This window comes from Coriobacteriaceae bacterium, from assembly GCA_025992855.1.
Classification (GTDB): domain Bacteria; phylum Actinomycetota; class Coriobacteriia; order Coriobacteriales; family Coriobacteriaceae; genus Collinsella.
This window is the reverse complement of sequence record DAJPGB010000001.1, coordinates 2,047,735-2,072,128: the sequence shown is the minus strand read 5'-3', so window position 1 is coordinate 2,072,128 and position 24,394 is coordinate 2,047,735. Positions and strand designations below refer to the sequence as shown.

Here is a 24,394-nt window from a genome sequence, read left to right as displayed (position 1 = left end):
ACCATGCGTCCCCTCGTTTCATCTTGGGAACAGCGTAAGTTGGGAGACTGCGGGACAACCTATGGCGGTTTGAGCGGTAAAACCAAAGAGGATTTCGGTCACGGCAACGCAAGGTTCATCCCGTATACCAACGTCTTCGATAACCCACTGACTGACACGAAGCGACTTGAGGCAGTCGAAATTGATTCGAGCCAAAACAAAGTTTCGTACGGTGACGTGTTCTTCACTGTGTCATCTGAAACGCCGGATGAAGTCGGAATGTCCTCTGTTTGGCTCTCTGACCAGGAAGATGTTTACCTCAACAGCTTCTGTTTTGGTTACAGGCAAGATTCAACGTTCGACCCGCATTACCTTGCCTATATGCTCAGGTCATGTTCGATGCGTTCCAATCTTACTCTACTGGCTCAGGGAATCTCTAGGTTTAACATCTCCAAAAGCAAGGTGATGGAATTGAGCGTTCCTGTTCCTTCTGCGGTAGAGCAAAAGCAGATTGGCCAATACTTCGCCAAGCTTGATTCTCTTATCACCCTTCATCAGCGTGAGCCACCTCACACGATGAAAGAGGGTAAAAATGCTAATCGGCATCAATGAAGAATCTCTTTTCTGCGATTACTACTCCCAATGGATTAATGTCTATAAAGAAGGGGCCATCCGTGAGGTCACCATGGGAAAGTATCGGCTCACGCAGTCTTGGCTCGCCAAGCTGATTCCAGACCTCAAGATAAAAGATCTCGACCGGACTTCGTACCAGCAGCTCATCAATGCTTACGCAGAGCATCATGAGCGGCAGACAACCATGGACTTTCACCATCAGCTTAAGGGGGCGATCCTTGACGCAGTTGACGAAGGGCTCATCCCCCGCGATCCTACGCGCAAGGCTATCATCAAAGGAAAACAGCCGCGTGCGAAAAAGATCAAGTACCTCAACCAGTTTGAGCTTCATGCCATGCTCGGCGACCTTGACTTATCAGGCGGGCCGAGTTGGGATTGGCTCATTCTCATAGTCGCTAAAACGGGCCTGCGCTTTTCCGAGGCCCTTGGGCTTACTCCCGAAGACTTCGACTTTGCTCATCAAACGCTCTCGGTGAACAAGACCTGGGATTACAAGAACGGCGGCGGATTCGTTCCCACGAAAAACGCTTCATCAGTGCGGAAGGTTCAACTTGACTGGCAACTCATCATGCAACTTTCTGGGCTGCTCAAAGACCTTCCGCCAACCGAGCCCATATTTGCGAAGGGAAAGGTCTATAACTCGACAGCTAACAGCGTTTTGACGCGCCACTGCAAGAATGTTGGCGTGCCTGTCATATCCGTCCATGGGCTGCGGCATACGCATGCGTCACTTTTGCTGTTCGCCGGTGTCTCTATCGCCAGCGTATCCCGAAGGCTCGGCCATGCAAGCATGACCACCACTCAGGAAACCTATCTGCACGTCATTCAAGAGCTCGAGAACAAGGACATTGATATCGTCATGAGGGCTCTTTCGACTCTAATTTAACCTGTATCAGCAAACCGTGGCTCACGCTGATGAAGGGTGATGAGGTTGTCAAGAATGGCAAAGTAATTGCCAATCAGCTTTTGCTCTTGTTGCTGATCAGGAATGGACAAAACTGTGTCAAAGAAATCATCGGGAGCAATATTCAAAAGCCCATGATTGCGAGCACCCTCAGCTGCAATCAATTGCACCGATTTATACCAACGATTTGTTTCGTAATAAGTCACCAAAAAATCCGGATCAGCATTGATTAAATCGAAGCAAATATAGAGCGTCGAGACGCAGCCTTTATCGTAATTGACCAGGCGTTTTATTGCGCCCCAAGGGCTATCGTTTGAGGTACTCTTGTTGTAAGCGAATTCACCTTTTTTCAGAAGGTAGTAGCCGCTCATATCCTTGCTCGCTACCTGATTGTTAAAGAACGTCCTTTGGTCAACCAACCCATACTGTGCCGAAATGGTTAAAGGCAGGTCGGATTCGTTGCCGTCGTTCTTACGGGTAATTCGCCGCGCAATTTCCCCCAACTTACGCTGTTCCCAAGAAAGATACCCGTATAAGCCACGGTATTGGCACTTACGCTGATGAAGGGTGATGAGAGTGTCGATGCTGCCCAAGCATGCCGAGATGATGCGCTGTTCTTCGACTGAAGGAGGCACAGTAGCTTCGATTTCCGCAAATCGTTCGTAGCGCAACGTTTGCGTATCTTTCGAGTTGCCTTGCGAATCGCAAAGATATTTATACAACATCGCAGGCTGTTTCAGCAGATAACCAAAACATGCGGAATCGAGCTCCACACAAGGTCTAGCAACGACATAAGCGGGGCTTACGATGCCGTTGTAGCGACTCGATCCAACCGCACCTTGCCACATGCGCATGCTGTTATAGACAATATCGCCTTTTCGAACCACCTTGTAATTGGCAATACTCGCCCCAGGATTTGTATCCCTATCAGATTCAGATGCAGGATAAATGCCATTTGAAACACTTACAGAAAGAATCTCTTCTATAGCCGAGCGCGCATCACTTTCATTGAAGAGCTCCCCCAACTTACGCTGTTCCCAAGATGGAGTCGTTCAATCTGGATAACCGCTTGGGAACAGCGTAAGTTGGGAGATGTCGCCACTATTGTGGGCGGCGGCACGCCGAGCACCAATAACGATGCGTACTGGGATGGCGCTATAGACTGGTATTCGCCCGCCGAATTAGGTGAGCAAGTATACGCCGACAGAAGTGTTCGAAGGATAACCCAGGCTGGTTACGATAGCTGCTCGGCAACATTGCTTCCAGCTGGTAAAACAATTCTCTTCACAAGTCGTGCGGGCATTGGCAATACAGCGATTCTTCGCAGGTCAGCATGCACAAATCAAGGCTTCCAGTCTTTAGTCGTGAACGATGATACCGATGTGTACTTCGTCTACTCCATGACCGACCAAATCAAGAAGTTCGCTGAACAGAAGGCTTCTGGATCAACCTTCCTGGAGATATCTGGAAAGGGTCTGGCGGCCGGAGAATTCGCCTTCCCTTCAAAGGATGAGCAGACTGCAATAGGGTCTATGTTTAACCAACTCGACTCCCTCATCACCCTTCATCAGTGACAGTCTAATGGCAAGGCGCACAACATTATTATTCTCAGTAGAACGAAAAACCGCCAACTCGACATAGCGAAATCGGCGGTTCTGGGGCTCGAAACTAGAGGCAACTCACGAAAGTTATTAAACGAACATCCTATCCAACAGCGATTTCTTGATATTCCTTAACAGCTCAAGCTTACGCTGATGAAGGGTGATGAGACGGTCAAGCTTAGCAAAGTAGTCGCCAATTTGCTGTTGCTCGACGGTGCTTGGCATATGCAAAAGCATGTCCTTGATCTTGCCAAAGTCAACACTTTCTACGGTTGTTCCAGTCTTGCCAAACTCAAGCAGCAATTCCTTGTTATGCGAAATAAAGAACTGAAGTAGCCATTCTCCACAGCACTCGGACTGGGGCAGAATGACGCGAATATCCTGGTTAACGGTTGAAGGTTTGCGCAGTTCAGCCACCGGAAGGGTATGGCGAAGAATCCCGCTCCTCGTTACCATTACTAAAGATCCAGCAGGGTAAAGAGTCAACTCTTTTGCGCCCTTCTCAGTTATTTGGGTCGTAGTTCTATCAAGATAATTAGATTTCACGTCCTGGGACGTAACCCACAGCACGTATCCATCTTCATAGTTATCGGGATCTGCCATTGGCGGAGTATGCCCGCCGCCAAACGTCGCTACTTCACTCAGCTTACGCTGTTCCCAAGGGTCAGTGAAACCCTCGAAGCGGATTTCGGGTTCGGTCTCGCCGGGTTTCGGAAACATCTTGTCGAGCATCGATTTCTTCACCGTGCACAGTTTGTCGTACTTACGCTGATGAAGGGTGATGAGGGAGTCGAGCTTGGCAAAGAACTGGCCAATTTCTTTTTGTTCTCTACCGTCTGGAATAGTGACTTCTGCGCTCAATAAGTCTTTGTTGTAAAGTCGCTTAATCGTGCTGCCCTCTAAGCCCCATTCAATTTGAGAGTATAAAGGCTTGAGAAACGCATCGTTCAATCTGTGATCATGTTCGAGCCAAACAATGTTTGAGTCTTGAAAATATGCCTTTTCACCTTGGTATTCAACAACCCGCCCAATACTTCCTGCAGCCGATATCAATAACGTACCCGGGGCTGGATACGGATAGGTACGCTTGAAGTCTTCAAACAGCTCATCGGAGATGAAGGCATCTGGATCCGCACCGAAAGTTCCAATCTTAAAGAACGGAACATCGCCCTGCTCCGAGGTTTGCTCTTTGTAGATGCGCTTACACATGGCAACAGAACCAAATTCCCCCAACTTACGCTGTTCCCAAGGGTCAGTGAAACCTTCGAAGCGGATTTCTGGGGTATTTTGTTTCTCTGCCATGCTACTCACCGCCCAACAGCTTGCGCAGCTCGGCGATGCCCGCCATGTCGTACTCGTTGCCCCTAAGCTGCCCCAGCATGTCTGCCAGCTGGTTTTCTGCATCATCTATCTGGTTGCACACGTCCGAGTAGGTTGTCGCGTATTTGGCGTTGAGCGCAGAAACCTTCGCGATGAAGTCGCTCACAATGGCTTCGGGAAGGGCCAGAAGCTCAACCTGCAGCGGCTCTATCCACTTGGCGGTCAGCAGATCGTCGCACTGGGCGTCGGTCAGGCCTTCGATGACCTTCTTGGTAGTCTCCTCAAGAGCCACTCTCGCTTCCTTGTTCGCCTTCTTGAGACTTTTCTCCTCATCGAGTAGCGCCTGCGCACGAACCAGACCTTGCTCGAAATCGTTTTCAGGGTGCTTTCCGATAGCCTTCACAGCCTTCTTGAGCTCAGCCGCCACAAACGAACCTTCGTCGTTGACGGCAGCAGAGGATCCCTTGTCCTCCTCGTCGAAGCTTTCGAGAATCTCGTCTATCTCCTGCGATATCTCGCTTAGGCGGGAATCACGGGAAGTGATCTCCTTGACGTCTTCGGCAAGCAGGTGCTCTTGCACAAGCGCAAACGGCAGGATGCGGCCAGCCCAGCCGTCCTGCACCTCGACGTCTTTGCCGTTCTTCTTCTTGACCACCAAATTCGGGTCCACCTTGCGCACAGCGCCTTTCCCCTCGGTCTGGATGACCTCCAGGTCGCCGGAAATTCCCACCCAGGCATCGTCGAGCGCCTGGTAGGCGTCGTAGCCGTCGATCAGGGCTGTGCCCGCCAGCGCGTCTTTCAAAAGCGCCGCGATGGCCTCTTCCTCCGCCACGGTATCGACTTCGGCGGCAGCGTCTACCAAGCGGCTTCGCAGCGTGGCCGGCAAATGGCTTATTGCATCACGATAGCCGCCCAAGAAGGTGCGGACGTCGGCGTTTTCCTTCGCCACTTGCGCAACGTCGTCGGTCGCGGGCGCAAGACACGAACCATCGGCGTCGCGGTAGAGTTGCCCTTTGAGGCTCGGCCATACTTTCCAGTAGCGTTCGAGCGCGTCGACCTCGGCCTTCGGCACGCCGCCGAACATGGTGGCGTACACGTCCCAGCTTTCGGCGGCCGCGCTCGAGTCCACGTAGCGCGGGATGTTGAGGTTATAGTCGTTGGCGCGGATCTCGTCGATGGGAACCAGGCGGCTGAACTTGTCGACGGTCGCGTTCGTTGTCACGGCGTCAACGATACGCTTGATGTCACTTGCTCGCAGCTTGTTGTTCTTGCCCTCTTTCACGAAGTGCTTGGAGGCGTCCACCACCAAGACGTCGCTCGTCTCGCGCTGCTTGCGCAGCACCATGATGATGGTGGGGATGCCCGTGCCAAAGAAGATATTGGCAGGAAGCCCGATGATTGCCTGAATATGGCGGTTCTCCACCAGGTTCTTGCGAATGGCGCCCTCCTCGCCGCCGCGGAACAGCACGCCGTGGGGCAGGACGATGCACATGATGCCGTCGGGGCGCAGGTGGTATAGGTCGTGCAGCAAAAAGGCATAGTCGGCTTTGGACTTCGGCGCCACGCCGAACTTGAAGCGCGGGTCGAGCTCCTTGTCTTCCGAATCCCAGTTCTGGGAGTACGGCGGATTCGACACCACGGCATCGACGAACAGCGGGTCGTAGGTCTCATCCTTGTTCTCGACGGTGTCGAACCAGGGCCAGTCGTCTTCGAGCGTGTCGCCATTGCGTGCCACGATGTTGTCGGGAAGAATTCCACGCATGACTAGATTCATGCGCGTGAGGTTGTAGGTGTTTTCCTTGAGCTCCTGCGCATAATACTTGATGGAGTCCGGGTCGCCGTTGCGTCGTGCCACGGCTTTGCCGATGTTGATAAGCAGCGAGCCCGATCCGCTCGTGGGGTCGTAGATGGTGATGTTCTCGCGTCTGGCCAGGTGCCACGAGACTATCTCGCTCATGAGCATGGAGACTTCGTGCGGCGTATAGAACTCGCCGGCTTTCTTACCGGCGTTGGCGGCGAAGTTGCTGATCAAGTACTCATAGATGAAGCCAAGCACGTCGTAGTCCTGGCGACCGTCCATCGGGATGTCCTTGATGAGATAGATGAGGTCGCGCGCGGCCTTGGACTGGCTTCGTGCGTCGGTGCCGAGCTTGGAAAGACCGGTCTGCAACGTGTCGAAGATGCCGTCGAAGACGCGCTTGCGGGCAGGGTCGATGTTGCGGCTAAAGGCAGAGAGGGCGTCGCGAACGTTCGAAATCTCGAAGTCGCCGCCTTTGGCGACCCAGGTGGAGAAGAGGTTCTCGTAGGCGATGAAGTATCCGCACTCGCCCTTGACGAACTCGACCGTTTCTTCGTCGTCTTCCACGAGGCTCGGCAAATCCTCCTCGGCGAAATCACGTGCCTTCAGGCGGGCGACTTCGGTCTCGGAGAGGAACTTGTAGAAGATGAAGCCCAGGATGTAATCCTTGTATTCATTTGCCTCGATTTTCGAGCGCATCTTGTTGGCGGATTCCCATATCTTTGATGCCAATTGCTGCTTGTTCATCTAGTTTCCCTCGCTTCGATAGACTTGGTTGAGTGTTTTTCCGTCGTCGCTTACCCATTCGGTCCAGCCGTTCTGGCTGCCGCCGAGCACGAACACCGCCGCGGCGCTGGGCGTCGGGCACTCGAGATCTTCGGCGAGCTCTGCGATGCCGCTCGAATCGCCGAAGATTTCCCTGCGCGCGGCCGCGACGCCCGCGTTTTTCAACACGGGCCTCGAGAGGTTCACTTTCGAGCCAGCGAGCACAGTGAAGTGCCCGGTGGCCTTGTTGTAGCGCCCCGCCCCGCGTATACCGTTCTTCTTCGTGTGGAAGACCGCCGCCGCACCCGCCGGACCCTGGTCGACTCTGTCGAGGTCGTACCCCAGAGCTGCCATCCTGAAGAGGATCCTCTCGTGCAGACGTTCGACGGCCTCTTCCTTGTACGGGTCGACGTAGGGCTTGGGCGTCGCCGAGTTGTCGGTCTCGTACGAGCCGTGGGTGCGCACGTAGTCGATGGCCTTCGCCTCGAGAACGTCCAGTGCGTCCCTGCTGATGTTCTGATCGTCATCGAGGAACATGACGGCCTTGTTCCAGAACTCCTTCTTCGCCTTGTGCGCGTCGAGCCGGGCGATGCCCTGGGTCGTCTGCCCCGCGTAGACGCGGCTCACGTTGCCGTGGTCCTCGTCGAGCAGGTAGTATACGCCGCGCTGCGGGATGCTCGGCAGCGACTTCGCCTCGGCGAGGTCCTCCCTCGGAACGACGACGGTCACAAGCGACTCGCCGTCGATGCGGCAGATGCGGATGCGGTCCGGCTGCGCGTCTATGAGCTGGACGGTGAGAGTCTTGACCCGGATCATGCTCACGCCCCCTTCTTCGCGAGCTCTTCGATCATGCAGGTGCGCACGAAGGCGGAAAAGCTCATGCCCCGCAGGGCCGCTTCCTCTTTCGCCGCGTCGCGCAGGGTGTCGGGGATGCGCAGGGTCACGGAGACCTGGTCGCCGTTCACCAGGAAGCTCCTGATCTCCGTCTCGTCGGGATTGCTCTTGATGAGCTCCTTATAGCTGTCAGGCATCTGCGCTCCCATCGCTCGAAATGCAATACAAATGCGTTTATAGAATTATAGCGTTGCATTGCTGGTGACTGTTGAGGCGAACGGGTGAACGGTCAGGCATGGAATCAAGGAGTCAGGCAGGGATAATCCTGCCAACAACGCTGTTGCGGTCTCGCGTGGCGGGTGCGTTCGTCTACGCACCCGCGATTCCACGTGCCACGCTCAGCAGCTCGTACTCCCTCTGGCTCCACTGGTGCAGCTCGGCCGCGCGCGGCGTCGCGGCACAGGTCCAAAAACACCTCGGCTCCCTCGCAGAAGCACTCGCGGGCAAAGGTGCCCGAGCCGCTTGCGATGCACGCGCTGCCGGCGAAGAGCTATCGGCTAGACGATTCGCGCGGACAGCGGCTAAAGCGGACGTGTGATAAATCGATAATTGATGAGAACGAACACATGTTCGTTTATATGGTAAGATATATGCCAGCGGGAGCGATTTTATTCGATATCGTTCTTGCCGGCACTTTTTAGTTCCGCATGCTGTCGGCGCGGGCTTCGAATTCAGAGAGGGCGATTGCAATGCTATACGAATTTAAATAGATCTCTAATGCTTGATTAAGACCATGTCTATGTCAAAAGACATACAAAAGTGTTAGTCTTTTGACATGAAACACTTTGATGAAATATTCGAACTGGCGGCAGATGGCTACGGCATCGTGACTGCTGCGCAGGCACGCGAGATTGGCGTAACCACCGGAGAACTGAGCCGATGGTGTGCCACTGGGAAATTGATGCGCCGAGGACATGGGGTGTACAAGCTCACCCAATGGGTTCCGACGCCCCGTGACGTCTTTGCGGAGGCAGTGGCTCTTGTTGGTGACGAGGGTTTCCTGTGGGGCGAATCAGTGCTGTCTATGCACGCACTTGCACTTGTTGATCCTCGTGCCGTGACCGTGGCAACACCAAAGCGTGTTCGCCGCAAACTGCCAGCTTGGATAAAAACAGTGTCCGCTCCAGAGAATGCGAAAACGACGTTCTATGAAGGAATCCCTTCTCAATGCGTTGCAGATGCGATTGAGGCTTGTAAGGGGTCCGTTATGACCGAACGCCTCATCGAGGCAACCAAGCACGCTCAAGCCGAGGGCCTTATTACCTCCAATGAGCATGAGAGACTGATGAAGGAGCTGTCGTGAAGGAAGTCAAGAAGCCAACCAGCAGACGTAACCTTGACATAGCGATAGACCGACTCTGCACTGATTTGGGCGAAGAACCGGGCCGCGTTAAAAGGCTCATTGCGGCCGTTGTTGTTGGGCAAATGCTACCCGATGGAGCCGCAAAGGGTGGAAATGCCCTGAAGATTCGCTTTGGGAAGGATGTCACGCGGTTCTCGCGCGACCTTGATACCGCCAGGGCATCCTCACTGAACGATTACATGACGAAGCTTGAAGATTCGCTCACTATAGGCTGGAACGGATTCTCGGGTGCCATTGTTCCGAGGGAGCCCGCATCTCCGAAGGGAATTCCAACTCCTACGTCATGCGTCCGTTCGAAATCAAGATTGCCTACAATGGTAAATCGTGGATGACGCTGCCGCTTGAGGTCGGTCATAACGAAATCGGCGACGCCGACGATCCCGATATGGTTTCCTCGCCTGAAGCTGCGGCAATATTGAAAGGTCTCGGGTTTCCCGAACCGGGGCCGGTTCCGTGCATGAGGCTCGAGCATCAGATTGCCCAAAAACTTCATGCTGCGAGCAGCCCCGGCAGCGAGCGCGCCCATGATCTGATAGATCTCCAGATTGCAATTTCCAACGGGGAAATTGATTACCTAAAAACTCGAGAGGTCTGTATCAGACTCTTTGTGTATCGTGCGGAGCAGGAGTGGCCTCCAATGATCTCGAGGGGAGTGGGCTGGGACTCACTGTATTTCTCCCAGGTGGAAGGACTAAACGTTTTGCCGACTGTCGATGATGCCGTGGCATGGGCGAACGACTTGATTGCAAAAATCGATTCTGCTCGTTAGTGACACTGCTGAGATCTCTCGCTTACGCCATAGCAACCCCACGCGCAGCACTCAGCAGCTCATACTCCCTCTGACTCCACTGGCGCAGCTCGACAGCCTCGACGGCATCGCGGCATAGATCCAGGAACACCTCGGCGCCCTCGCAGAAACACTTGCGGGCAAAGTCACCCGAGCCGTTCGCGATGCACGTGTCGTCTGCAAACAGCTTCCAGCTAGACGGCTCGCGCGAGTCGTCTCCGAGCAGCTGAATCTGCAGTACGTGTGGATTGTCGGCAGCGCAAAGCTCTTCCTCGAGTTTCTGCACCGTAAAGCGCATCTGGCGGGAGAGGCTGCTCTTGGTCATGGCCGAGGCGTAGCCATTTGGCTTATCCAGAAGATGAATGTGATTCGGTTTGACGACCAGATTGTGGAAGTTGCGCTCACTGCGCACGGAGAAATTGTCCATACGGACTCCTTTCATCGATGTTGGCAGGGCCACCGTGCCTCTTGGCCGGTTGGCGTCGGGATCGTGGAGCCAACTCTCTACCCCGACTCTGGATAAAACGCGCCCACTCCTTGCGGGCACGATGGAGTCTATCGGCGCGCGCGGACAAAAATCAACCCCGTGCGGCAATGAGCGCACGGGGTTGATTTGGTCTACGACCCTCATTTTTGGCATTTGTTATTCGTCGTCCCTGTCGTTGGGGTCGCCCTTGAGGATGTTGATGTCCAGATACTCGTTATCGTCCTCTTTTTGCTGGGTCTCCGACTCCGCTTGGGTGGGGCCGGAGAACAGCCGGAATCCCTCAAACGCAATGACACCGAGCAGGGCAATGACAATGGCGATAAAGGCAACCTTGACTGCCTGCGGAAATTCCGAAAAACGCAGCGCCTTTTCCTCGGCGTAATAATCGGCGAAGCGCTCTTCGCCCGTGCTTTTGGTATACGCCGGTGCGGACGCGGCCTCCGGGTCATATTCCGGTGCAGGTGTGGCAGCGTACGGATCGTTGAGATAATCGCTCGATGCGGTGCCATAATCCTCGGTCTCGATGCGATCGGTGCCAGCATAGCCATCGGAATAATCGGAATATGCCGCACCGCCCTCATAGTCCGCGGCGCTCGTGTTGGCGGCAAAAAGCGGGTTAACTGGAACGTCGAGCGCCGGCATGCCGGTAGAGGTCTCATCCAGATCGGCTGCAGCCCAGGAATCGTAGGCAACCTGATGGGCAACGGGCTCATCGAGCCTTGTGACCGGAGACTTGCGTGCCGCAGGAACAGGCAACTGCTGGGAGCTGTACATAACGGTGCTGTCGGCCGATTTGCTCCGCGTCGCCGCAGCGAGAAATGCCGCCGTCTCGGACGGGTCGCTTGCGGGGCGGGGAGTGGGCGTGGGCGCCGAAATGGGTGCGGGCGTAGACGCGGGCGTCGAAACAGGCGGCTGCGCAGGAGTCGGCGCAGATGCGGGCTTAGGCGCAAGTGCGGGATTGGGGCTTGACGGGCGAGCCCCACCGCCCATGAGTTCGTCGGCGGTCCACGGGCGATCATCCATCACGTCGTCAAGGCTCAGCGAAAACAGGTCGTCTTCGCCCTCATCGAACATGCGGTGCACATGTCCACCAATTGCCGGAATCAATCCGCGACCGGTGCATGATGCCTTGCTCAACGCCATTCTGTTCCACCCTTTCGAAATACTAATGACATCGATTATATGGAACTTTCCAAGCGGCTCGGTCTTGGATTCATGCTTTCCAGAACTCGCGCCCAAAAGGGGAGGGGCAATCTAGGCAAGTGCCTACTTGTCGTCGGCCGCCGCCTTGGCCTCATTGAGGTAGCTATAGAAGCTGTACTTGGAGATGCCAAAGAACTCGCAGGCGCGCTCGCTCGACTTGGAAATGAGGAAGGCGCCGCGACGGTCGAGGTAGCCAATGGCGCGAATGCGCTCATCTTTGGTCATGAGCGCCGCGGGCTTGCCCACAAACTGCTCGCACTCGTGCAACAGGTCCTCGAGCAGGTCGCCGATGTTTTTGGTAATGGGCTCGGGCTCGGTGTAGCCCGTGCCGCCGGTGCCGGTAAAGGCATCGAGCGAGCGCTCAAAAGCCTTCATGAGCGTAATGTCAAAGTTAATGCCCAAAATGCCGACGGGCTTGCCCTCGTCGTTGCGGATAAAGATGGTCGAGGACTTGAGCAGCTTGCCATCGGCGGTTTTGGTGAGGTATGGCTCGCGGTCGTGCACGTCGGCGGTGCCCTCGTGCATGGACTCAAGCACAATATGGCTGGGGCCGTCACCCAGTTTGCGCCCGCTGACGTGGCCGTTTTCGATCACTACGATGGAGTGGTCCACGTCCTCGGTCTCCAAGTCGTGGACGACGACTTCGCAGTTGGGGCCAAATTGGAGCGCCAGGCCGTGTGCAAGGCGCTTATAAAACTCAATCTGTGCGGGGGTCATAGGTGCCTTCCTAAAAATTAGTTTGGGCTCACTTTGCCATAAACCCCACTTGTTCGCAAATAACGAAAGCGTCGCTGCGTTATGTAACCGTTCGTCGGCGAAAAGGTACCGATTACGGCAACAAACAATTTGTTAGGTTTTCCAATCAAAAAGTGTGATAGAACAGTGCTAACAAACTTTTTGTTTGGCATCCACATAAAAGTTCAGTCGCATGAATGGGAATGGGCTGAAACGCGTATGCGGGGGCCGGCAAGAGAGAACTTAAGGAGTTCACCGTATGGCCGATAAGATCCAGTGGGCGGGCAACACGATGCCCAAGAGCGATGACAAGCACTTGGGAATCATGAGCCTCGACCACGTGAAGAAGGCCCGCGCCTTCCACCAGTCGTTCCCCCAGTACACCGTCACTCCGCTTGCCCGCCTGGACGGCCAGGCCGCGCGCCTGGGTCTGTCCAACCTGTGCGTTAAGGACGAGAGCTATCGCTTTGGCCTCAACGCCTTTAAGGTTCTGGGCGGTTCGTTTGCCATGGCCAACTACATTGCCGACGAGACCGGCAAGGACGTTGCCGAGTGCACCTTCGATTACCTGACCTCCGATCAGCTTGCCAAGGACTTTGGCCAGGCTACCTTCTTTACCGCCACCGACGGCAACCATGGCCGCGGCGTGGCATGGGCTGCCAACAAGCTGGGCCAGAAGGCCGTCGTGCACATGCCCAAGGGTTCCACCAAGCCCCGCTTCGATAACATCGCCGCCGAGGGCGCCACGGTGACCATCGAAGAGGTCAACTACGACGAGTGCGTGCGCATGGCCGCCGCGGAGGCCGATGCCTGCGAGCGCGGCGTCATCGTTCAGGACACCGCCTGGGAGGGCTACGAGAAGATTCCGTCCTGGATCATGGAGGGCTACGGCACCATGGCTTCCGAGGCTGCCGAGCAGCTGCGCGAGATGGCCATCAACCGCCCGACGCACGTCTTTGTTCAGGCCGGTGTAGGCTCGCTGGCCGGCGCCGTGGTGGGCTATTTCACCAACCTGTATCCCGATAATCCGCCCACCTTCGTCGTGGTCGAGTGCGCGCCTGCCGCCTGCCTGTACAAGGGCGCTGCCGCCGGCGACGGCGACCCGCGCATCGTGGACGGCGACATGCCCTCCATCATGGCCGGCCTGTGCTGCGGCGAGCCCAACATTCTGGGCTGGGATATCCTGCGCAACCACACCACCGCCTTCGTGTCCTGCCCCGACTGGGTCACCGCTCGCGGCATGCGCACCCTGGGCGCTCCCGAGAAGGGCGACCCGCGCGTCATCTCCGGCGAGTCCGGCGCAGTGACCACCGGCCTGGTCGAGACCCTCATGCTCGATCCCGAGTACGCCGAGCTCAAGGAGCTCATCGGCCTGGACAAGACGAGCTCCGTGCTCTGCTTCTCCACCGAGGGCGACACCGATCCGGAGCAGTACCGTCGCATCGTCTGGGAAGGCGAATACCCCACTTGCTAATACTGGGCGGAGTAAATAGGTATCGCTCCGCCACCTCACAGGTAGATTCCTTCGTTTGAAAGGTTATGAACAATGGCTAAAGAACTCGATTTCGACGCTATCAAGGCTGCTGCTGAGTCTCATCGTGCTGACATGACTCGCTTCCTGCGCGCTATGATCTCCCATCCCTCTGAGTCTTGCGAGGAGGGTGAGGTTGTCGCCTGCATCAAGGCCGAGATGGAGAGCCTTGGCTATGACGAGGTCAAGGTCGACGGCCTGGGCAACGTTATGGGCTTTATGGGCGAGGGCGACAAGATCATCGCCATCGACTCCCACATCGACACCGTCGGCATCGGCAACATCGAGAACTGGGATGCCGATCCCTATGAGGGCTACGAGACCGACGAGATCATCTACGGCCGCGGCGGCTCCGACCAGGAGGGTGGCATGGCTTCTGCTACCTACGCTGCCAAGATGATGAAGGACATGGGCCTCATCCCCGAGGGCTACAAGATCATGGTCGTCGGCACTGTCCAGGAAGAGGACTGCGACGGCATGTGCTGGCAGTACATCTACAACAAGGACGGCATTAAGCCCGAGTTCGTCATTTCCACCGAGCCCACCGACGGCGGCATCTATCGCGGTCACCGCGGCCGCATGGAGATCCGCGTCGACGTTCACGGCACCTCCTGCCACGGCTCCGCTCCCGACCGCGGCGACAACGCCATCTACAAGATGGCCGACATCATCGCCGACGTCCGCGCCCTCAACAACAACGGCTGCGACGAGTCGACCGACATCAAGGGCCTCGTCAAGATGCTCGACCCCAAGTACAACCCCGAGCACTTCGAGGACGCCCGCTTCCTGGGCCGCGGCACCTGCACCGTCAGCCAGATCTTCTACACCAGCCCCAGCCGCTGCGCTGTCGCTGACTCCTGCGCCATCTCCATCGACCGCCGCATGACCGCCGGCGAGACCTGGGAGTCCTGCCTGGACGAGATTCGCAACCTGCCGGCCGCCAAGAAGTACGGCGACGACGTGAAGGTCTCCATGTACATGTACGACCGTCCGTCCTGGACCGGCGAGGTCTATGAGACCGAGGCTTACTTCCCCACGTGGATCAACAAGGAGACCGCTCCGCACGTCAAGGCCCTCGTCGACGCCCACAAGGCTATGTTCGGTGACGAGCGCATCGGCTGCGAGCCCAGCATGGACAAGCGCACCGGTCGCCCGCTGTGCGACAAGTGGACCTTCTCCACGAACTGCGTTTCCATCCAGGGCCGCTATGGCATCCCCTGCGTCGGCTTCGGCCCGGGTGCCGAGTCTCAGGCTCACGCTCCCAACGAGGTCACCTACAAGGACGACCTGGTCACCGCTGCCGCCATGTATGTGGCTGCCCTGAACCTCTACGATCCGAGCCAGGCCGATGGCGACGCCACCGTGTTCCGCGCCGGTCTGACCAACAACAAGATCGATTAGTCCCATTCTTCGATTTTGTTGAGCCGGGGGCCGCTTGTGCCCCCGGTACCCCCTGTTGACTTGGGGCCCGCGGTCGTTATCTCCCATGCTTCCTCGACGGTGGCGGGTCCTCGTCATAGTGCTCTGCATGTTCTAGCCACACGCGCATGCCGGAGCGCATCTACCCATTACCATCATTCGCATCTTTGGAAAGGACACATACATGGACGCTAAGTTTACCGAGCTCGTCGAGCAGCTGAACGGTCTCGATTTTAAGGGTATGTACGGCAGCGACTTCCTGCACACCTGGGACAAGACCACCGATGAGCTCAAGGCTCTCTACATCGTCGCCGACGCCCTGCGTCAGCTGCGCGAGAACAACGTCTCGCCCAAGATCTTCGACTCGGGCCTTGCCGTCTCCCTGTTCCGCGACAACTCCACCCGTACGCGCTTCTCCTTCTCTAAGGCCGCCAACCTGCTCGGCCTTGAGCTGCAGGACCTGGACGAGAAGAAGTCCCAGATCGCTCACGGCGAGACCGTCCGCGAGACCGCTACCATGATCTCCTTCATGGCCGACGTCATCGGCATCCGCGACGACATGTACATCGGCAAGGGCGACGCCTACATGGCCGAGGTCTCCGAGTCTGTCCAGCAGGCCTACGAGGACGGCGTTCTGGACCACCGTCCCACGCTCATCTCCCTGCAGTCCGACTCCGATCACCCCACGCAGTCCTCTGCCGACATGCTCTACCTCATCAACGAGTTTGGCGGTCTCGAGAACCTCAAGGGCAAGAAGGTTGCCGTCACCTGGGCCTATTCGCCCTCTTACGGCAAGCCGCTGTCCTGCCCGCAGTCGCTGATCAGCCTGCTGCCCCGCTTTGGCATGGACGTCACCCTGGCTCACCCCGAGGGCTACGACCTCATGCCCGAGGTCGTCGAGCGCGCCAAGGGCTACGCCGCCGAGTCCGGCACCTCCTTTAAGCAGGTCAACACCATGGCCGAGGCCTTCGAGGGCGCCGACATCGTGATCCCCAAGAGCTGGGCTCCGTTTGCCGCCATGGAGAAGCGCACCAACCTGTACGCCGAGGGCGACGACGCCGGCATCGCTGCGCTCGAGAAGGAACTGCTCGCTCAGAACGCTACGCATCAGGATTGGTGCTCCACGACCGAGCTCATGGAGAAGACCGCCAACGGCCAGGACACCATCTTTATGCACCCGCTGCCCGCCGACATCTCCGGTGTCTCCTGCGAGCACGGCGAGGTCAATGCCGACGTCTTCGACATGCACCGTGTGGGCATGTACAAGGAGGCCAGCTACAAGCCGTACGCCATCGCAGCCATGATGTTCCTGCAGAAGGTTGCCGATCCCGCTGCCGCCCTCAAGGCCCTCGACGAGCGCAACACCGCCCGTTGGTTCCAGGCCTAAAGCTGGGCTGAGAAATGGCTAAGCGTATTGTTGTCGCCTTGGGCGGAAACGCCCTCGGTGCCAACCTTCCCGAGCAGATGGAGGCCGTCAAGACGACTTCCAAGGCCATCGTCGACCTGATCGAGGAGGGCAACGAGGTCGTCATCGTGCATGGCAACGGTCCCCAGGTGGGTATGATCGCCAACGCGATGGCCGAGCTCACGCGCTCTAACCCTCAGAAGTACATTCCCTGCCCGCTGTCCGTCTGCGGCGCCATGAGCCAGGGCTACATTGGCTATGACCTGCAGAACGGCCTGCGCGAGGAAATGCTCGACCGCAATATCGACAAGGGTGTCGCCACCGTGCTCACCCAGGTCGAGGTTGCGGCGGACGACCCGGCCTTCGCCGATCCCGTTAAGCCGATTGGCCCGTGGATGAGCGAGGCCGAGGCCAAGGAGCTGGAAGCCGACCGCGGCTACCAGTTCATCCACGACGAGAAGCAGGGCTTCCGTCGCGTGGTGGCTTCGCCTAAGCCCGTGAACATTGTCGAGCTCGACACCATCAAGTCGCTCGTCGAGACCAACCACGTGGTGATCTCCTGCGGCGGTGGCGGTATCCCCGTCACCAAGGCCCAGGGCAACCACCTTAAGGGCGCTGCCGCCGTCATCGATAAGGACTTTGCGGCCGAGAAGCTCGCCGAGCAGCTCGATGCCGATGCCCTGATTATCCTGACGGCCGTGGAGAAGGTTGCCATTGGCTTTGGCACCGACCACGAGCAGTGGCTCGACACGCTGACCGCGGCTGACGTAAAGCGTCTGTCCGAGGCCAACGAGTTCGGTCGCGGCTCCATGCTGCCCAAGGTTCAGGCTGCCTCGACGTTTGCCGAGAGCAAGCCGGGCCGTACGGCGCTCATCACGCTGCTCGAGAAGGCGCGTGACGGTCTTGCCGGCAAGACCGGTACCACGTTTACCGGCGACGCTGAGTAGGCATATCTGCACCATTGAGGAGGGTGCCCTGCGTCGCGGGGTGCCCTCCTTTGTGCTATGGAGAGCTGGGGAGCGCTTGCTGGAAAACTGGCGCGTGCCTGTTCCGACGGAGTGTGAGCTTGGTATGGTGGGTATAGCAACTATGGTGTCCAAGGCGGCCAGGGGAGGTTTGCGGAGATGAAGCTCGGTTGCGTGATTATGGCCTCGGGCGAGGGCAAGCGGTTTGGTTCCAACAAGATGCTCGCCGATATCTATGGCAAGCCGCTGATTGCCTGGACCATCGACTCGGTTCCCAGAGGCTTTGACGTCGTGGTTTCGACGCGTTGGCCCGAGGTCGCTCAGATTTGCGAGGACAAGCATTGCCCGTGCGTGCTGCATGACGGTTCGCTCAGGAGCGAGAGCATTCGTGCGGGTCTTTCCTGGGGAGCCGGGCGCAACTGGAAAGGCTGCCTCTTTTTGCCGGGCGACCAGCCACTCGTGAGCTCGGATTCTTTTAAGGCCATGGTTCGTGCATTTGACGAGCGCGACTGCAAACATCCGGTGCGCTTGGCGTGCAATGGCGAGCCCTCGAGTCCGGTGCTCTTTCCGGCGCAGCTGTTCGACGCGCTTATGCTTCTCGAAGGCAAAGACGGCGGAGGCTCGATTCTCGGGGGTCGCACCGACATTGCGCTGGTCGAGGCGCGTGCCTACGAGCTGTGGGACGTCGATACCGCCAAGGGACAGCAACGCATAACGGAGCATATCGCTGCCTGCTCGTATTTTGATCGCGTGGCAAACTGTATTAATCAATAAGGAGCAACATGATCATCATCAAAAACGGCGCGCTCGTGACGCCACAGGGACTTCGCCGCGCCGATCTTGCCATGGAGGGCGATAAGATCGTGCGGATTGCCGCGGCTATTGAGCCGGGCGCCGACGATACCGTCGAGGATGCCGCGGGCTGCTGGGTGTTTCCCGGCTTTATCGACGGCCACACGCACATGCAGTGCTGGACCGGCATGGATTGGACAGCCGATAGCTTTGAGACCGGCACGCGCGCGGCTGCCTGCGGTGGCACCACGACCATCGTGGATTACGCGACGGCCGATCGCGGCGTGACCATGCCCGATGCCTTGGCCGAGTGGCATCGCCGCGCCGACGGAACCTGTACGGCCAACTACGCCTTTCATATGGCGCTTGCCGAGTGGAACGGCCGCAACCGCGCCGACCTCTCTGCCATGCGCGAGGCGGGCGTGTCGTCGTTCAAGACCTACTTTGCCTACGACCATCTGCGCCTGGACGATGCCGAGACACTCGAGGTGCTCGAAGAGCTCAAACGCGTGGGCGGCATGCTGTGCGTGCACTGCGAGAACGGCACGCTGGTGAACGCGCTTCAGAAGCGCGTGTTTGAGCAGGGGATTCATGGACCCGAGGGCCATGCGCTCAGCCGCCCGGATGTGTGCGAGGCCGAGGCCGTGAGTCGTCTGCTGTATCTGGCGCATCTTGCCGGCGACGCCCCGGTTAACGTGGTGCATCTCTCGACCAAGCTGGGGCTCGAGGCCATCCGTGCCGCCAAGGCGCGCGGGCAGAAGAATATCTATGTCGAGACCTGCCCTCAGTATCTGATGCTTGACGATACCTGCTATCTGGAGCAGGGTGAGGACGGCTTTGCGGGCGCCAAGTATGTGATGAGCCCGCCGCTGCGTCATGCCGGCGACCGCGCGGCCCTGCGCGAGGCGCTTGTGGCCGGCGAGATCGATACTATCGCGACCGACCACTGCAGCTTTAACCTGCATGGGCAAAAGGACCGCGGGCGCGACGACTTCCGTGCGATTCCCAACGGCGGGCCCGGTGTGGAGCATCGCCCCGTCGCGATTGCCACGAGCTTTGAGGGACAGCTGGGCCCCGAGGATCTGTGCCGTCTGATGAGCGAGAACCCGGCGCGCGTCTTTGGCATGTATCCACGCAAGGGCTGTCTTGCCGAGGGCGCCGACGCCGATGTGTGCGTGTGGGATCCGAGCGCGCGTTGGACCATCAGCGCCGCGACACAGCATCAGGCCGTGGACTACACGCCGCTCGAGGGCTTTGAGGCGCATGGCCGCGCCAAGGCCGTGTTTGTGAACGGCGTGCTGGCGGCGCGCAACGGCGAGCCCACCGGAGCCCAACCCGGCCGCTACGTCCCCCGCTAGCAGCAAGGATGCTGTGTCCCCCTCCGCAGTTGCGGTGAAATACGGACTGTTTGGCCGCCTGACGGCCGCAAACAGTCCGTATTTCACCGCAACTGCGGAGGGTAGGGCTGGCTACTTGAGGCTGGTGGCGATGATGGGGCGGTCGAGGGCTGCCTCGAAGCAATCTGCCGTCGTGGGGTCGGCCAGCGTGTCGGCTTGGTTGAGCATGATGCGGGCGTTGTTGAGGTTCAGCATCCGCAGCTCGGCATCGAGCGTCTGGGCGACCCGCTCGGGGGTAGTGATGTCGGTGGGCTTGCAGCCGCAGCGCTCGCAGAAGAGTTCGGGGCGGTGGACGACCTCGTCGACGGGCTTGCCGAACCCCGAGGCGCCGACGACCCAGATAACGTTGGCCGTGCCGGGGGGAATCACCGGCTCCCAGGCGGCGTGCGCCTTGAGCGGGAGCCGCTTGCTGCCATCTGCCTCGGCCAGCACGTAGTCAAAGCGCTGCGCCAGCTGGTCGAGCGGCTCGGCGGGGGAGGAGAGCTTGCCAGTCTCCGGATCCAAGACACCCGCCTGGCAGATGCTTCCGCGCACAAGGCCCGCGCAAGCTTCGCAGGTGCAGCCGGGCGCGTGCAAAGCCCCCGGTCTCCAGGGCGCGGCGTCCAAGCGGCGGCTCGACCCGTCCCACGGCACGCCGGCGACGGGAAACATGTGCGTGGTGGTGCAGAGGAGCACGCGGCCGCCGGCGCGCATGAGCTCAAGGCCCAGCGTCCTCAGCAAGGTCGACTTGCCGCCACTGCCGATAATCGCGGTAATGCCCGGCTCGATTTTGAGCGCGGAGGCAAGGTCGCCGCTAACCGTTTCCATCTGTTCACCGCCGTATAATACTGTGATAATAAATAATCATCAGAGTAGCGGTCGAACCGCTTTTGCTCTGCTCAAACCGTAGCACAGGGAGGTGCCCCGGGAATGCTCGTTTATGTTCGCGGCGCCGGCGATATCGCCACGGGCGTCGCCGCTCGCTTGGTGCGCGCTGGCGTGTCGGTTGTCATGGCCGATATCGCGGTTCCCACGTGCATCCGCCGCACGATCAGTTTTTGCGAGGCCATTCGCTTAGGCGAGGTCCAGGTTGAAGGCATTCGCGCTCGCCTGGCGCAGACGCCGGCTGAGGCGCTTGCGATTGCCCAGGCGGGGGATGTTGCCGTCGTGGTGGACCCCCATGCCAAGATGCTCGATGAGCTTAAGCCCGCCGCCGTGGTCGATGCGATTCTCGCCAAGCGCAACCTGGGCACCACGCGCGACATGGCGCCTGCCGTCATCGCCGTGGGGCCGGGCTTCACCGCACCAGTCGATTGCGACGCCGTGGTCGAGACCATGCGCGGGCATTTCCTCGGCCGTGTCATTACCCAAGGCTCGCCCCAGCCCAACACGGGCGTGCCGGGCATTATCGCCGGCTATGGCAAAGAGCGCGTTATCCACAGCCCCGCCGCCGGCGTGTTTCGGTCCGATTGCGCAATCGGCGACATCGTGAGCGCCGGTGACGTGATTGGCTACGCGGGCGATACGCCCATGTGTACGCAGATCGATGGCTGTCTGCGTGGGCTTTTGGCGAACGGCGTGCAGGTGACCGAGGGCTTTAAGTGCGCCGACGTCGATCCGCGCGGCGACGCCAGCTATATCAACTATATTTCGGACAAGGCGACGTCGGTCGGCGGCGGCGTGCTCGAGGCGCTCGCCATGCTCACCGACGTTTTTAGGGGATAGGAAGCGGCAATGGAAAAGCTCGATGTTGTGAATGCGGCACTTACCGCCCTGCGTGCTGGCGAGACGTGCGAGCTCGTGGTCGTGGCCGGCACGGCGGGGTCGTCGCCGCGCGGTGTGGGCGCCTGGATGACCGTCTTTGCCGATGGCGGCCAGGCGGGCACTATCGGCGGCGGCAAGATTGAGCTCTTTGCGTTGGATGAGGCGCGCGACCTCCTGAGCGCGGGGCAGTCGCGCCTGGTCCGCTACACCATGGGCGGCGAGAATTCCGACACCGGCATGATCTGCGGCGGAGCCATCTGCCTGTGCTACCTGCATTTGGATGCGACCCAGGCGCCGTTGTTCCAGGAGATTGCCGATGTCTTGGCCTATCGACGCATCGGCGACTTTGTCATCGACTTTGAGCCGTTTATCGCGAGTGCGCTCGAGGGCGATGTGGCCGAGTGCCATGGCGAGGAATCGCGCCGTACCATTGCCGGCTGCCCCGAGCTTTCGCTGGTGGAAGAGGGGAGCAAGGTCACCTACACCAATGCTGCCTCTGAGATCCCCGCGGCGCACGTCGAGACGCTCTGCCCCGAGGGCCTGACCTATATCTTTGGCTGCGGCCACGTGGGTGCCGCGACGGCGCGCGTGCTCACGGCGGCGGGCTTTACCGTCGTGGCGTGCGACGATCGCCCCGACACGTTGACGCCCGAATGGGTGCCCGGCGTCTGCGACCGACGCCTGGTCGACTACAAGAACCTGGGCGAGCAGTGCCCCATCGGTCCGCGCGACCTGGTGGTCGTCGCCACGGCGGGTCATAAGTCCGATATCGACGTGGTGATTCAGGCCATGCGCGCCAAGCCCGCCTATCTGGGCTGCTTGGGCTCGCGCCGCAAGACGGCCTTTGTGCGCGCCCGCCTGGAGCAGGAGGGCTTTACGCAGGAGCAGATCGATGAGCTGCACCTGCCGATCGGCGTCGCCATCGAGGCCGAAGACCCCGAGGAGATTGCCATCTCCATCGCCGCCGAGATGATCCACCTGCGCCGCACCCAACTCGTCCCCCGCAAGCGCTAACCTCATTCCATTTAATAAGTTGCGGTGAAATAGGGATTGTTTAAGCCTGATAGGCCGCCAAACAGTCCCTATTTCACCGCAACTGCTTTTGGGGGATCGATTTGTGCGGGGGAGTTGTGGAGTTGTGCAGGCAGACGAGGTTTTTCTGGAAATACGCCCCTAATGCGCGTATAGTACCGATTGTTTTGTCGGCTCCTGCTGCGTCGAGTCCAAACCGCGAAATGCCATGAGCGGCGCGGATGCAGCCAGGAGGCACGAGGACAACCCATCGTGGCCACGCCCCGTGCTTAAAACCCCAAGAAGGAGTGAACAATGGCAGAAGAGAAGTATGTGCCGCGTCTGAAGACCAAGTACAACAACGAGGTCAAGCAGCAGCTTCAGGACAAGTTCCAGTACGAGAACGTCATGATGATCCCTAAGTTTGAGAAGATCGTCGTGAACATGGGTGTCGGCGAGGCCGCTACCGATTCCAAGGCCATCGACGGTGCCGTGCGCGACCTGCGCGCCATCACCGGCCAGCAGCCGATGATCACCCGTGCCCGCAAGTCCATCGCTACCTTCCGCCTGCGCGCTGGTATGCCGATCGGCTGCAAGGTTACCCTGCGTGGCGACCGTATGTGGGAGTTCTTCGATCGTCTGACCTCCGTCGCGATCCCCCGTATCCGCGACTTCCGCGGCATCTCCGCCAAGAGCTTCGACGGCCGTGGTAACTTCTCCATGGGCGTCACCGAGCAGCTCATCTTCCCCGAGATCGACTTCGATTCCGTCGATCACCAGCGTGGTATGGACATCACTTTCGTGACCACCGCCAACACCGATGAGGAGGCCAAGGCCCTTCTGGACGCCTTCGGTTTCCCGTTCAAGAAATAGGTTCACCTGCCCTATGAGCGCCGTTCCCACAAGGGGGCGGCGTTTGGGGCGAACAATACTCTATGTGAGGAGGATATAAGTGGCTAAGACATCGATGATCGTCAAGTGCAATCGCAAGCAGAAGTTCTCTACTCGTGAGTACACGCGCTGCCAGCGCTGCGGCCGTCCGCACTCTGTGTACCGCAAGTTCGGCCTGTGCCGTGTCTGCTTCCGTGAGCTTGCACTCAAGGGCGAGCTTCCCGGCGTTAAGAAGGCCAGCTGGTAAGTCACTACCAGCGTTTCAAGCATCAGTTTGGAACAGGGAAAACGCGCTAGTTAGGCTTTGCCGTTAAGGGCGGCGAAGAACCAAGAGCACGTGTTCATCAAGAACGAAGGAGAATCTGTATGAACCTTACAGACCCGATCGCAGATATGCTTACGCGCATCCGTAACGCTAACTCTGTGAACAAGGCCACGGTCTCCATGCCGAGCAGCAAGAAGCTCGTCGAGATCGCTCGTGTTCTGCACGAGGAGGGCTACATCGAGGGCTACGATGTCGAGGACACCGTTCCCCAGAAGACTCTGCACATCACGCTTAAGTATGGTCCCAAGAAGGCTAAGGTCATCAACGGCATCCGCCGCATTTCCAAGCCGGGCCTGCGTAAGTACACCGGCGTTGCCGACATGCCCCGCGTCCGTGGTGGCCTCGGTACCGCCATTATTTCCACCAGCCATGGCGTCATGACCGACCGCGATGCTCGCAAGCACAACGTCGGCGGCGAGATCATCGCTTACGTCTGGTAATTCGCT

Annotated in this window: 25 protein-coding genes, 1 pseudogene and 1 riboswitch; of the genes and pseudogenes, 17 read left to right on the top strand and 9 right to left on the bottom strand. The window is 58.6% G+C overall.

Features of this window, described 5'->3' with window-relative positions:
- Positions 1-3 precede the first annotated feature (3 nt).
- Positions 4-591: a restriction endonuclease subunit S gene (locus OIL88_08830; GenBank protein ID HJI72462.1), complete on the top strand. Its 588-nt coding sequence runs from the start codon at positions 4-6 to the stop codon at positions 589-591.
- Positions 572-1,498 carry a site-specific integrase gene (locus OIL88_08825; protein ID HJI72461.1) on the top strand — a complete coding sequence of 309 codons (927 nt, stop codon included), beginning with the start codon at positions 572-574 and terminating at the stop codon, positions 1,496-1,498. Before OIL88_08830 ends, OIL88_08825 begins: the two co-directional genes overlap by 20 nt.
- Here OIL88_08825 and OIL88_08820 read toward each other — a convergent pair.
- Positions 1,495-2,544: pseudogene (locus tag OIL88_08820) on the bottom strand (hypothetical protein). The gene OIL88_08825 and the pseudogene OIL88_08820 sit on opposite strands and share 4 nt — an antisense overlap.
- 33 nt (positions 2,545-2,577) lie before the next feature.
- Here OIL88_08820 and OIL88_08815 point away from each other — a divergent pair.
- Complete coding sequence (locus OIL88_08815) at positions 2,578-3,090, top strand: restriction endonuclease subunit S (protein ID HJI72460.1); 513 nt, start codon at positions 2,578-2,580, stop codon at positions 3,088-3,090.
- 117 nt (positions 3,091-3,207) lie between these two features.
- Here the strand turns inward: OIL88_08815 and OIL88_08810 are convergent, their stop codons facing one another.
- The 4 genes from OIL88_08810 to OIL88_08795 are packed head-to-tail and all read right to left on the bottom strand — an operon-like array spanning position 3,208 to position 8,031.
- Positions 3,208-4,419 carry a restriction endonuclease subunit S gene (locus OIL88_08810; GenBank protein HJI72459.1) on the bottom strand — a complete coding sequence of 404 codons (1,212 nt, stop codon included), beginning with the start codon at positions 4,417-4,419 and terminating at the stop codon, positions 3,208-3,210.
- Between the two features lies 1 nt (position 4,420).
- The gene (locus OIL88_08805) at positions 4,421-6,982 is read right to left on the bottom strand and encodes a type I restriction-modification system subunit M (GenBank protein HJI72458.1); all 2,562 of its coding nucleotides are present in this window, start codon (positions 6,980-6,982) and stop codon (positions 4,421-4,423) included.
- A complete protein-coding gene (locus OIL88_08800; GenBank protein HJI72457.1) occupies positions 6,983-7,816 on the bottom strand; it encodes a GIY-YIG nuclease family protein in 834 nt (277 codons plus the stop codon). It lies immediately after the preceding gene.
- Positions 7,817-7,818: 2 nt separating this feature from the next.
- A complete protein-coding gene (locus tag OIL88_08795; GenBank protein HJI72456.1) occupies positions 7,819-8,031 on the bottom strand; it encodes a hypothetical protein in 213 nt (70 codons plus the stop codon).
- 638 nt (positions 8,032-8,669) lie between these two features.
- Here OIL88_08795 and OIL88_08790 point away from each other — a divergent pair.
- The 3 genes from OIL88_08790 to OIL88_08780 are packed head-to-tail and all read left to right on the top strand — an operon-like array spanning position 8,670 to position 10,026.
- Positions 8,670-9,197: a type IV toxin-antitoxin system AbiEi family antitoxin domain-containing protein gene (locus OIL88_08790; protein ID HJI72455.1), complete on the top strand. Its 528-nt coding sequence runs from the start codon at positions 8,670-8,672 to the stop codon at positions 9,195-9,197.
- Positions 9,194-9,589 carry a nucleotidyl transferase AbiEii/AbiGii toxin family protein gene (locus OIL88_08785; protein ID HJI72454.1) on the top strand — a complete coding sequence of 132 codons (396 nt, stop codon included), beginning with the start codon at positions 9,194-9,196 and terminating at the stop codon, positions 9,587-9,589. The genes OIL88_08790 and OIL88_08785 overlap by 4 nt, the downstream gene beginning before the upstream one ends.
- Positions 9,586-10,026 (top strand): nucleotidyl transferase AbiEii/AbiGii toxin family protein, encoded by a 441-nt coding sequence (locus OIL88_08780; GenBank protein HJI72453.1) that lies wholly within the window; start codon positions 9,586-9,588, stop codon positions 10,024-10,026. The genes OIL88_08785 and OIL88_08780 overlap by 4 nt, the downstream gene beginning before the upstream one ends.
- Positions 10,027-10,048: 22 nt before the next feature.
- On the opposite strand, the gene OIL88_08775 is transcribed toward OIL88_08780, so the two are convergent.
- The 3 genes from OIL88_08775 to OIL88_08765 all read right to left on the bottom strand — a co-directional run bounded on the left by OIL88_08775 (position 10,049) and on the right by OIL88_08765 (position 12,451).
- Positions 10,049-10,471: a hypothetical protein gene (locus OIL88_08775; protein HJI72452.1), complete on the bottom strand. Its 423-nt coding sequence runs from the start codon at positions 10,469-10,471 to the stop codon at positions 10,049-10,051.
- Between the two features lie 8 nt (positions 10,472-10,479).
- A riboswitch (SAM riboswitch) is annotated at positions 10,480-10,570 on the bottom strand.
- A 117-nt stretch (positions 10,571-10,687) separates the two neighbouring features.
- Positions 10,688-11,674: a hypothetical protein gene (locus OIL88_08770; protein ID HJI72451.1), complete on the bottom strand. Its 987-nt coding sequence runs from the start codon at positions 11,672-11,674 to the stop codon at positions 10,688-10,690.
- 123 nt (positions 11,675-11,797) lie between these two features.
- Positions 11,798-12,451 carry a helix-turn-helix transcriptional regulator gene (locus tag OIL88_08765; protein ID HJI72450.1) on the bottom strand — a complete coding sequence of 218 codons (654 nt, stop codon included), beginning with the start codon at positions 12,449-12,451 and terminating at the stop codon, positions 11,798-11,800.
- 277 nt (positions 12,452-12,728) lie between these two features.
- On the opposite strand from OIL88_08765, the gene dpaL reads away from it, so the two are divergent.
- The 6 genes from dpaL to hydA all read left to right on the top strand — a co-directional run bounded on the left by dpaL (position 12,729) and on the right by hydA (position 19,939).
- Positions 12,729-13,943, top strand: coding sequence for a diaminopropionate ammonia-lyase (gene dpaL, locus OIL88_08760; protein HJI72449.1), 1,215 nt, complete (start codon positions 12,729-12,731; stop codon positions 13,941-13,943).
- A 72-nt stretch (positions 13,944-14,015) separates the two neighbouring features.
- Positions 14,016-15,401, top strand: coding sequence for a YgeY family selenium metabolism-linked hydrolase (locus OIL88_08755; protein ID HJI72448.1), 1,386 nt, complete (start codon positions 14,016-14,018; stop codon positions 15,399-15,401).
- Between the two features lie 202 nt (positions 15,402-15,603).
- A complete protein-coding gene (gene ygeW, locus OIL88_08750) occupies positions 15,604-16,806 on the top strand; it encodes a knotted carbamoyltransferase YgeW (GenBank protein ID HJI72447.1) in 1,203 nt (400 codons plus the stop codon).
- A 14-nt stretch (positions 16,807-16,820) separates the two neighbouring features.
- Positions 16,821-17,771 carry a carbamate kinase gene (gene arcC / locus OIL88_08745; protein ID HJI72446.1) on the top strand — a complete coding sequence of 317 codons (951 nt, stop codon included), beginning with the start codon at positions 16,821-16,823 and terminating at the stop codon, positions 17,769-17,771.
- A gap of 177 nt (positions 17,772-17,948) precedes the next feature.
- On the top strand, positions 17,949-18,563 hold the full coding sequence (locus OIL88_08740; GenBank protein ID HJI72445.1) for a nucleotidyltransferase family protein: 615 nt from the start codon (positions 17,949-17,951) through the stop codon (positions 18,561-18,563).
- A gap of 8 nt (positions 18,564-18,571) precedes the next feature.
- Positions 18,572-19,939: a dihydropyrimidinase gene (gene hydA / locus OIL88_08735; GenBank protein HJI72444.1), complete on the top strand. Its 1,368-nt coding sequence runs from the start codon at positions 18,572-18,574 to the stop codon at positions 19,937-19,939.
- Positions 19,940-20,050: 111 nt separating this feature from the next.
- On the opposite strand, the gene yqeC is transcribed toward hydA, so the two are convergent.
- Positions 20,051-20,785, bottom strand: a complete 735-nt coding sequence (gene yqeC, locus OIL88_08730) for a selenium cofactor biosynthesis protein YqeC (protein HJI72443.1) — start codon at positions 20,783-20,785, stop codon at positions 20,051-20,053.
- Positions 20,786-20,887: 102 nt separating this feature from the next.
- Here yqeC and yqeB point away from each other — a divergent pair, with 102 nt between their 5' ends.
- The 5 genes from yqeB (at position 20,888) to rpsH (ending at position 24,388) form a co-directional block, all read left to right on the top strand.
- A complete protein-coding gene (yqeB, locus tag OIL88_08725; GenBank protein ID HJI72442.1) occupies positions 20,888-21,682 on the top strand; it encodes a selenium-dependent molybdenum cofactor biosynthesis protein YqeB in 795 nt (264 codons plus the stop codon).
- A gap of 9 nt (positions 21,683-21,691) precedes the next feature.
- Positions 21,692-22,735: an XdhC family protein gene (locus OIL88_08720; protein ID HJI72441.1), complete on the top strand. Its 1,044-nt coding sequence runs from the start codon at positions 21,692-21,694 to the stop codon at positions 22,733-22,735.
- 312 nt (positions 22,736-23,047) lie between these two features.
- Positions 23,048-23,605 carry a 50S ribosomal protein L5 gene (rplE, locus tag OIL88_08715; protein ID HJI72440.1) on the top strand — a complete coding sequence of 186 codons (558 nt, stop codon included), beginning with the start codon at positions 23,048-23,050 and terminating at the stop codon, positions 23,603-23,605.
- Between the two features lie 79 nt (positions 23,606-23,684).
- The gene (locus OIL88_08710; GenBank protein ID HJI72439.1) at positions 23,685-23,870 is read left to right on the top strand and encodes a type Z 30S ribosomal protein S14; all 186 of its coding nucleotides are present in this window, start codon (positions 23,685-23,687) and stop codon (positions 23,868-23,870) included.
- Positions 23,871-23,989: 119 nt separating this feature from the next.
- Positions 23,990-24,388 (top strand): 30S ribosomal protein S8, encoded by a 399-nt coding sequence (rpsH, locus tag OIL88_08705; GenBank protein HJI72438.1) that lies wholly within the window; start codon positions 23,990-23,992, stop codon positions 24,386-24,388.
- The last annotated feature ends 6 nt before the right edge of the window (positions 24,389-24,394 follow it).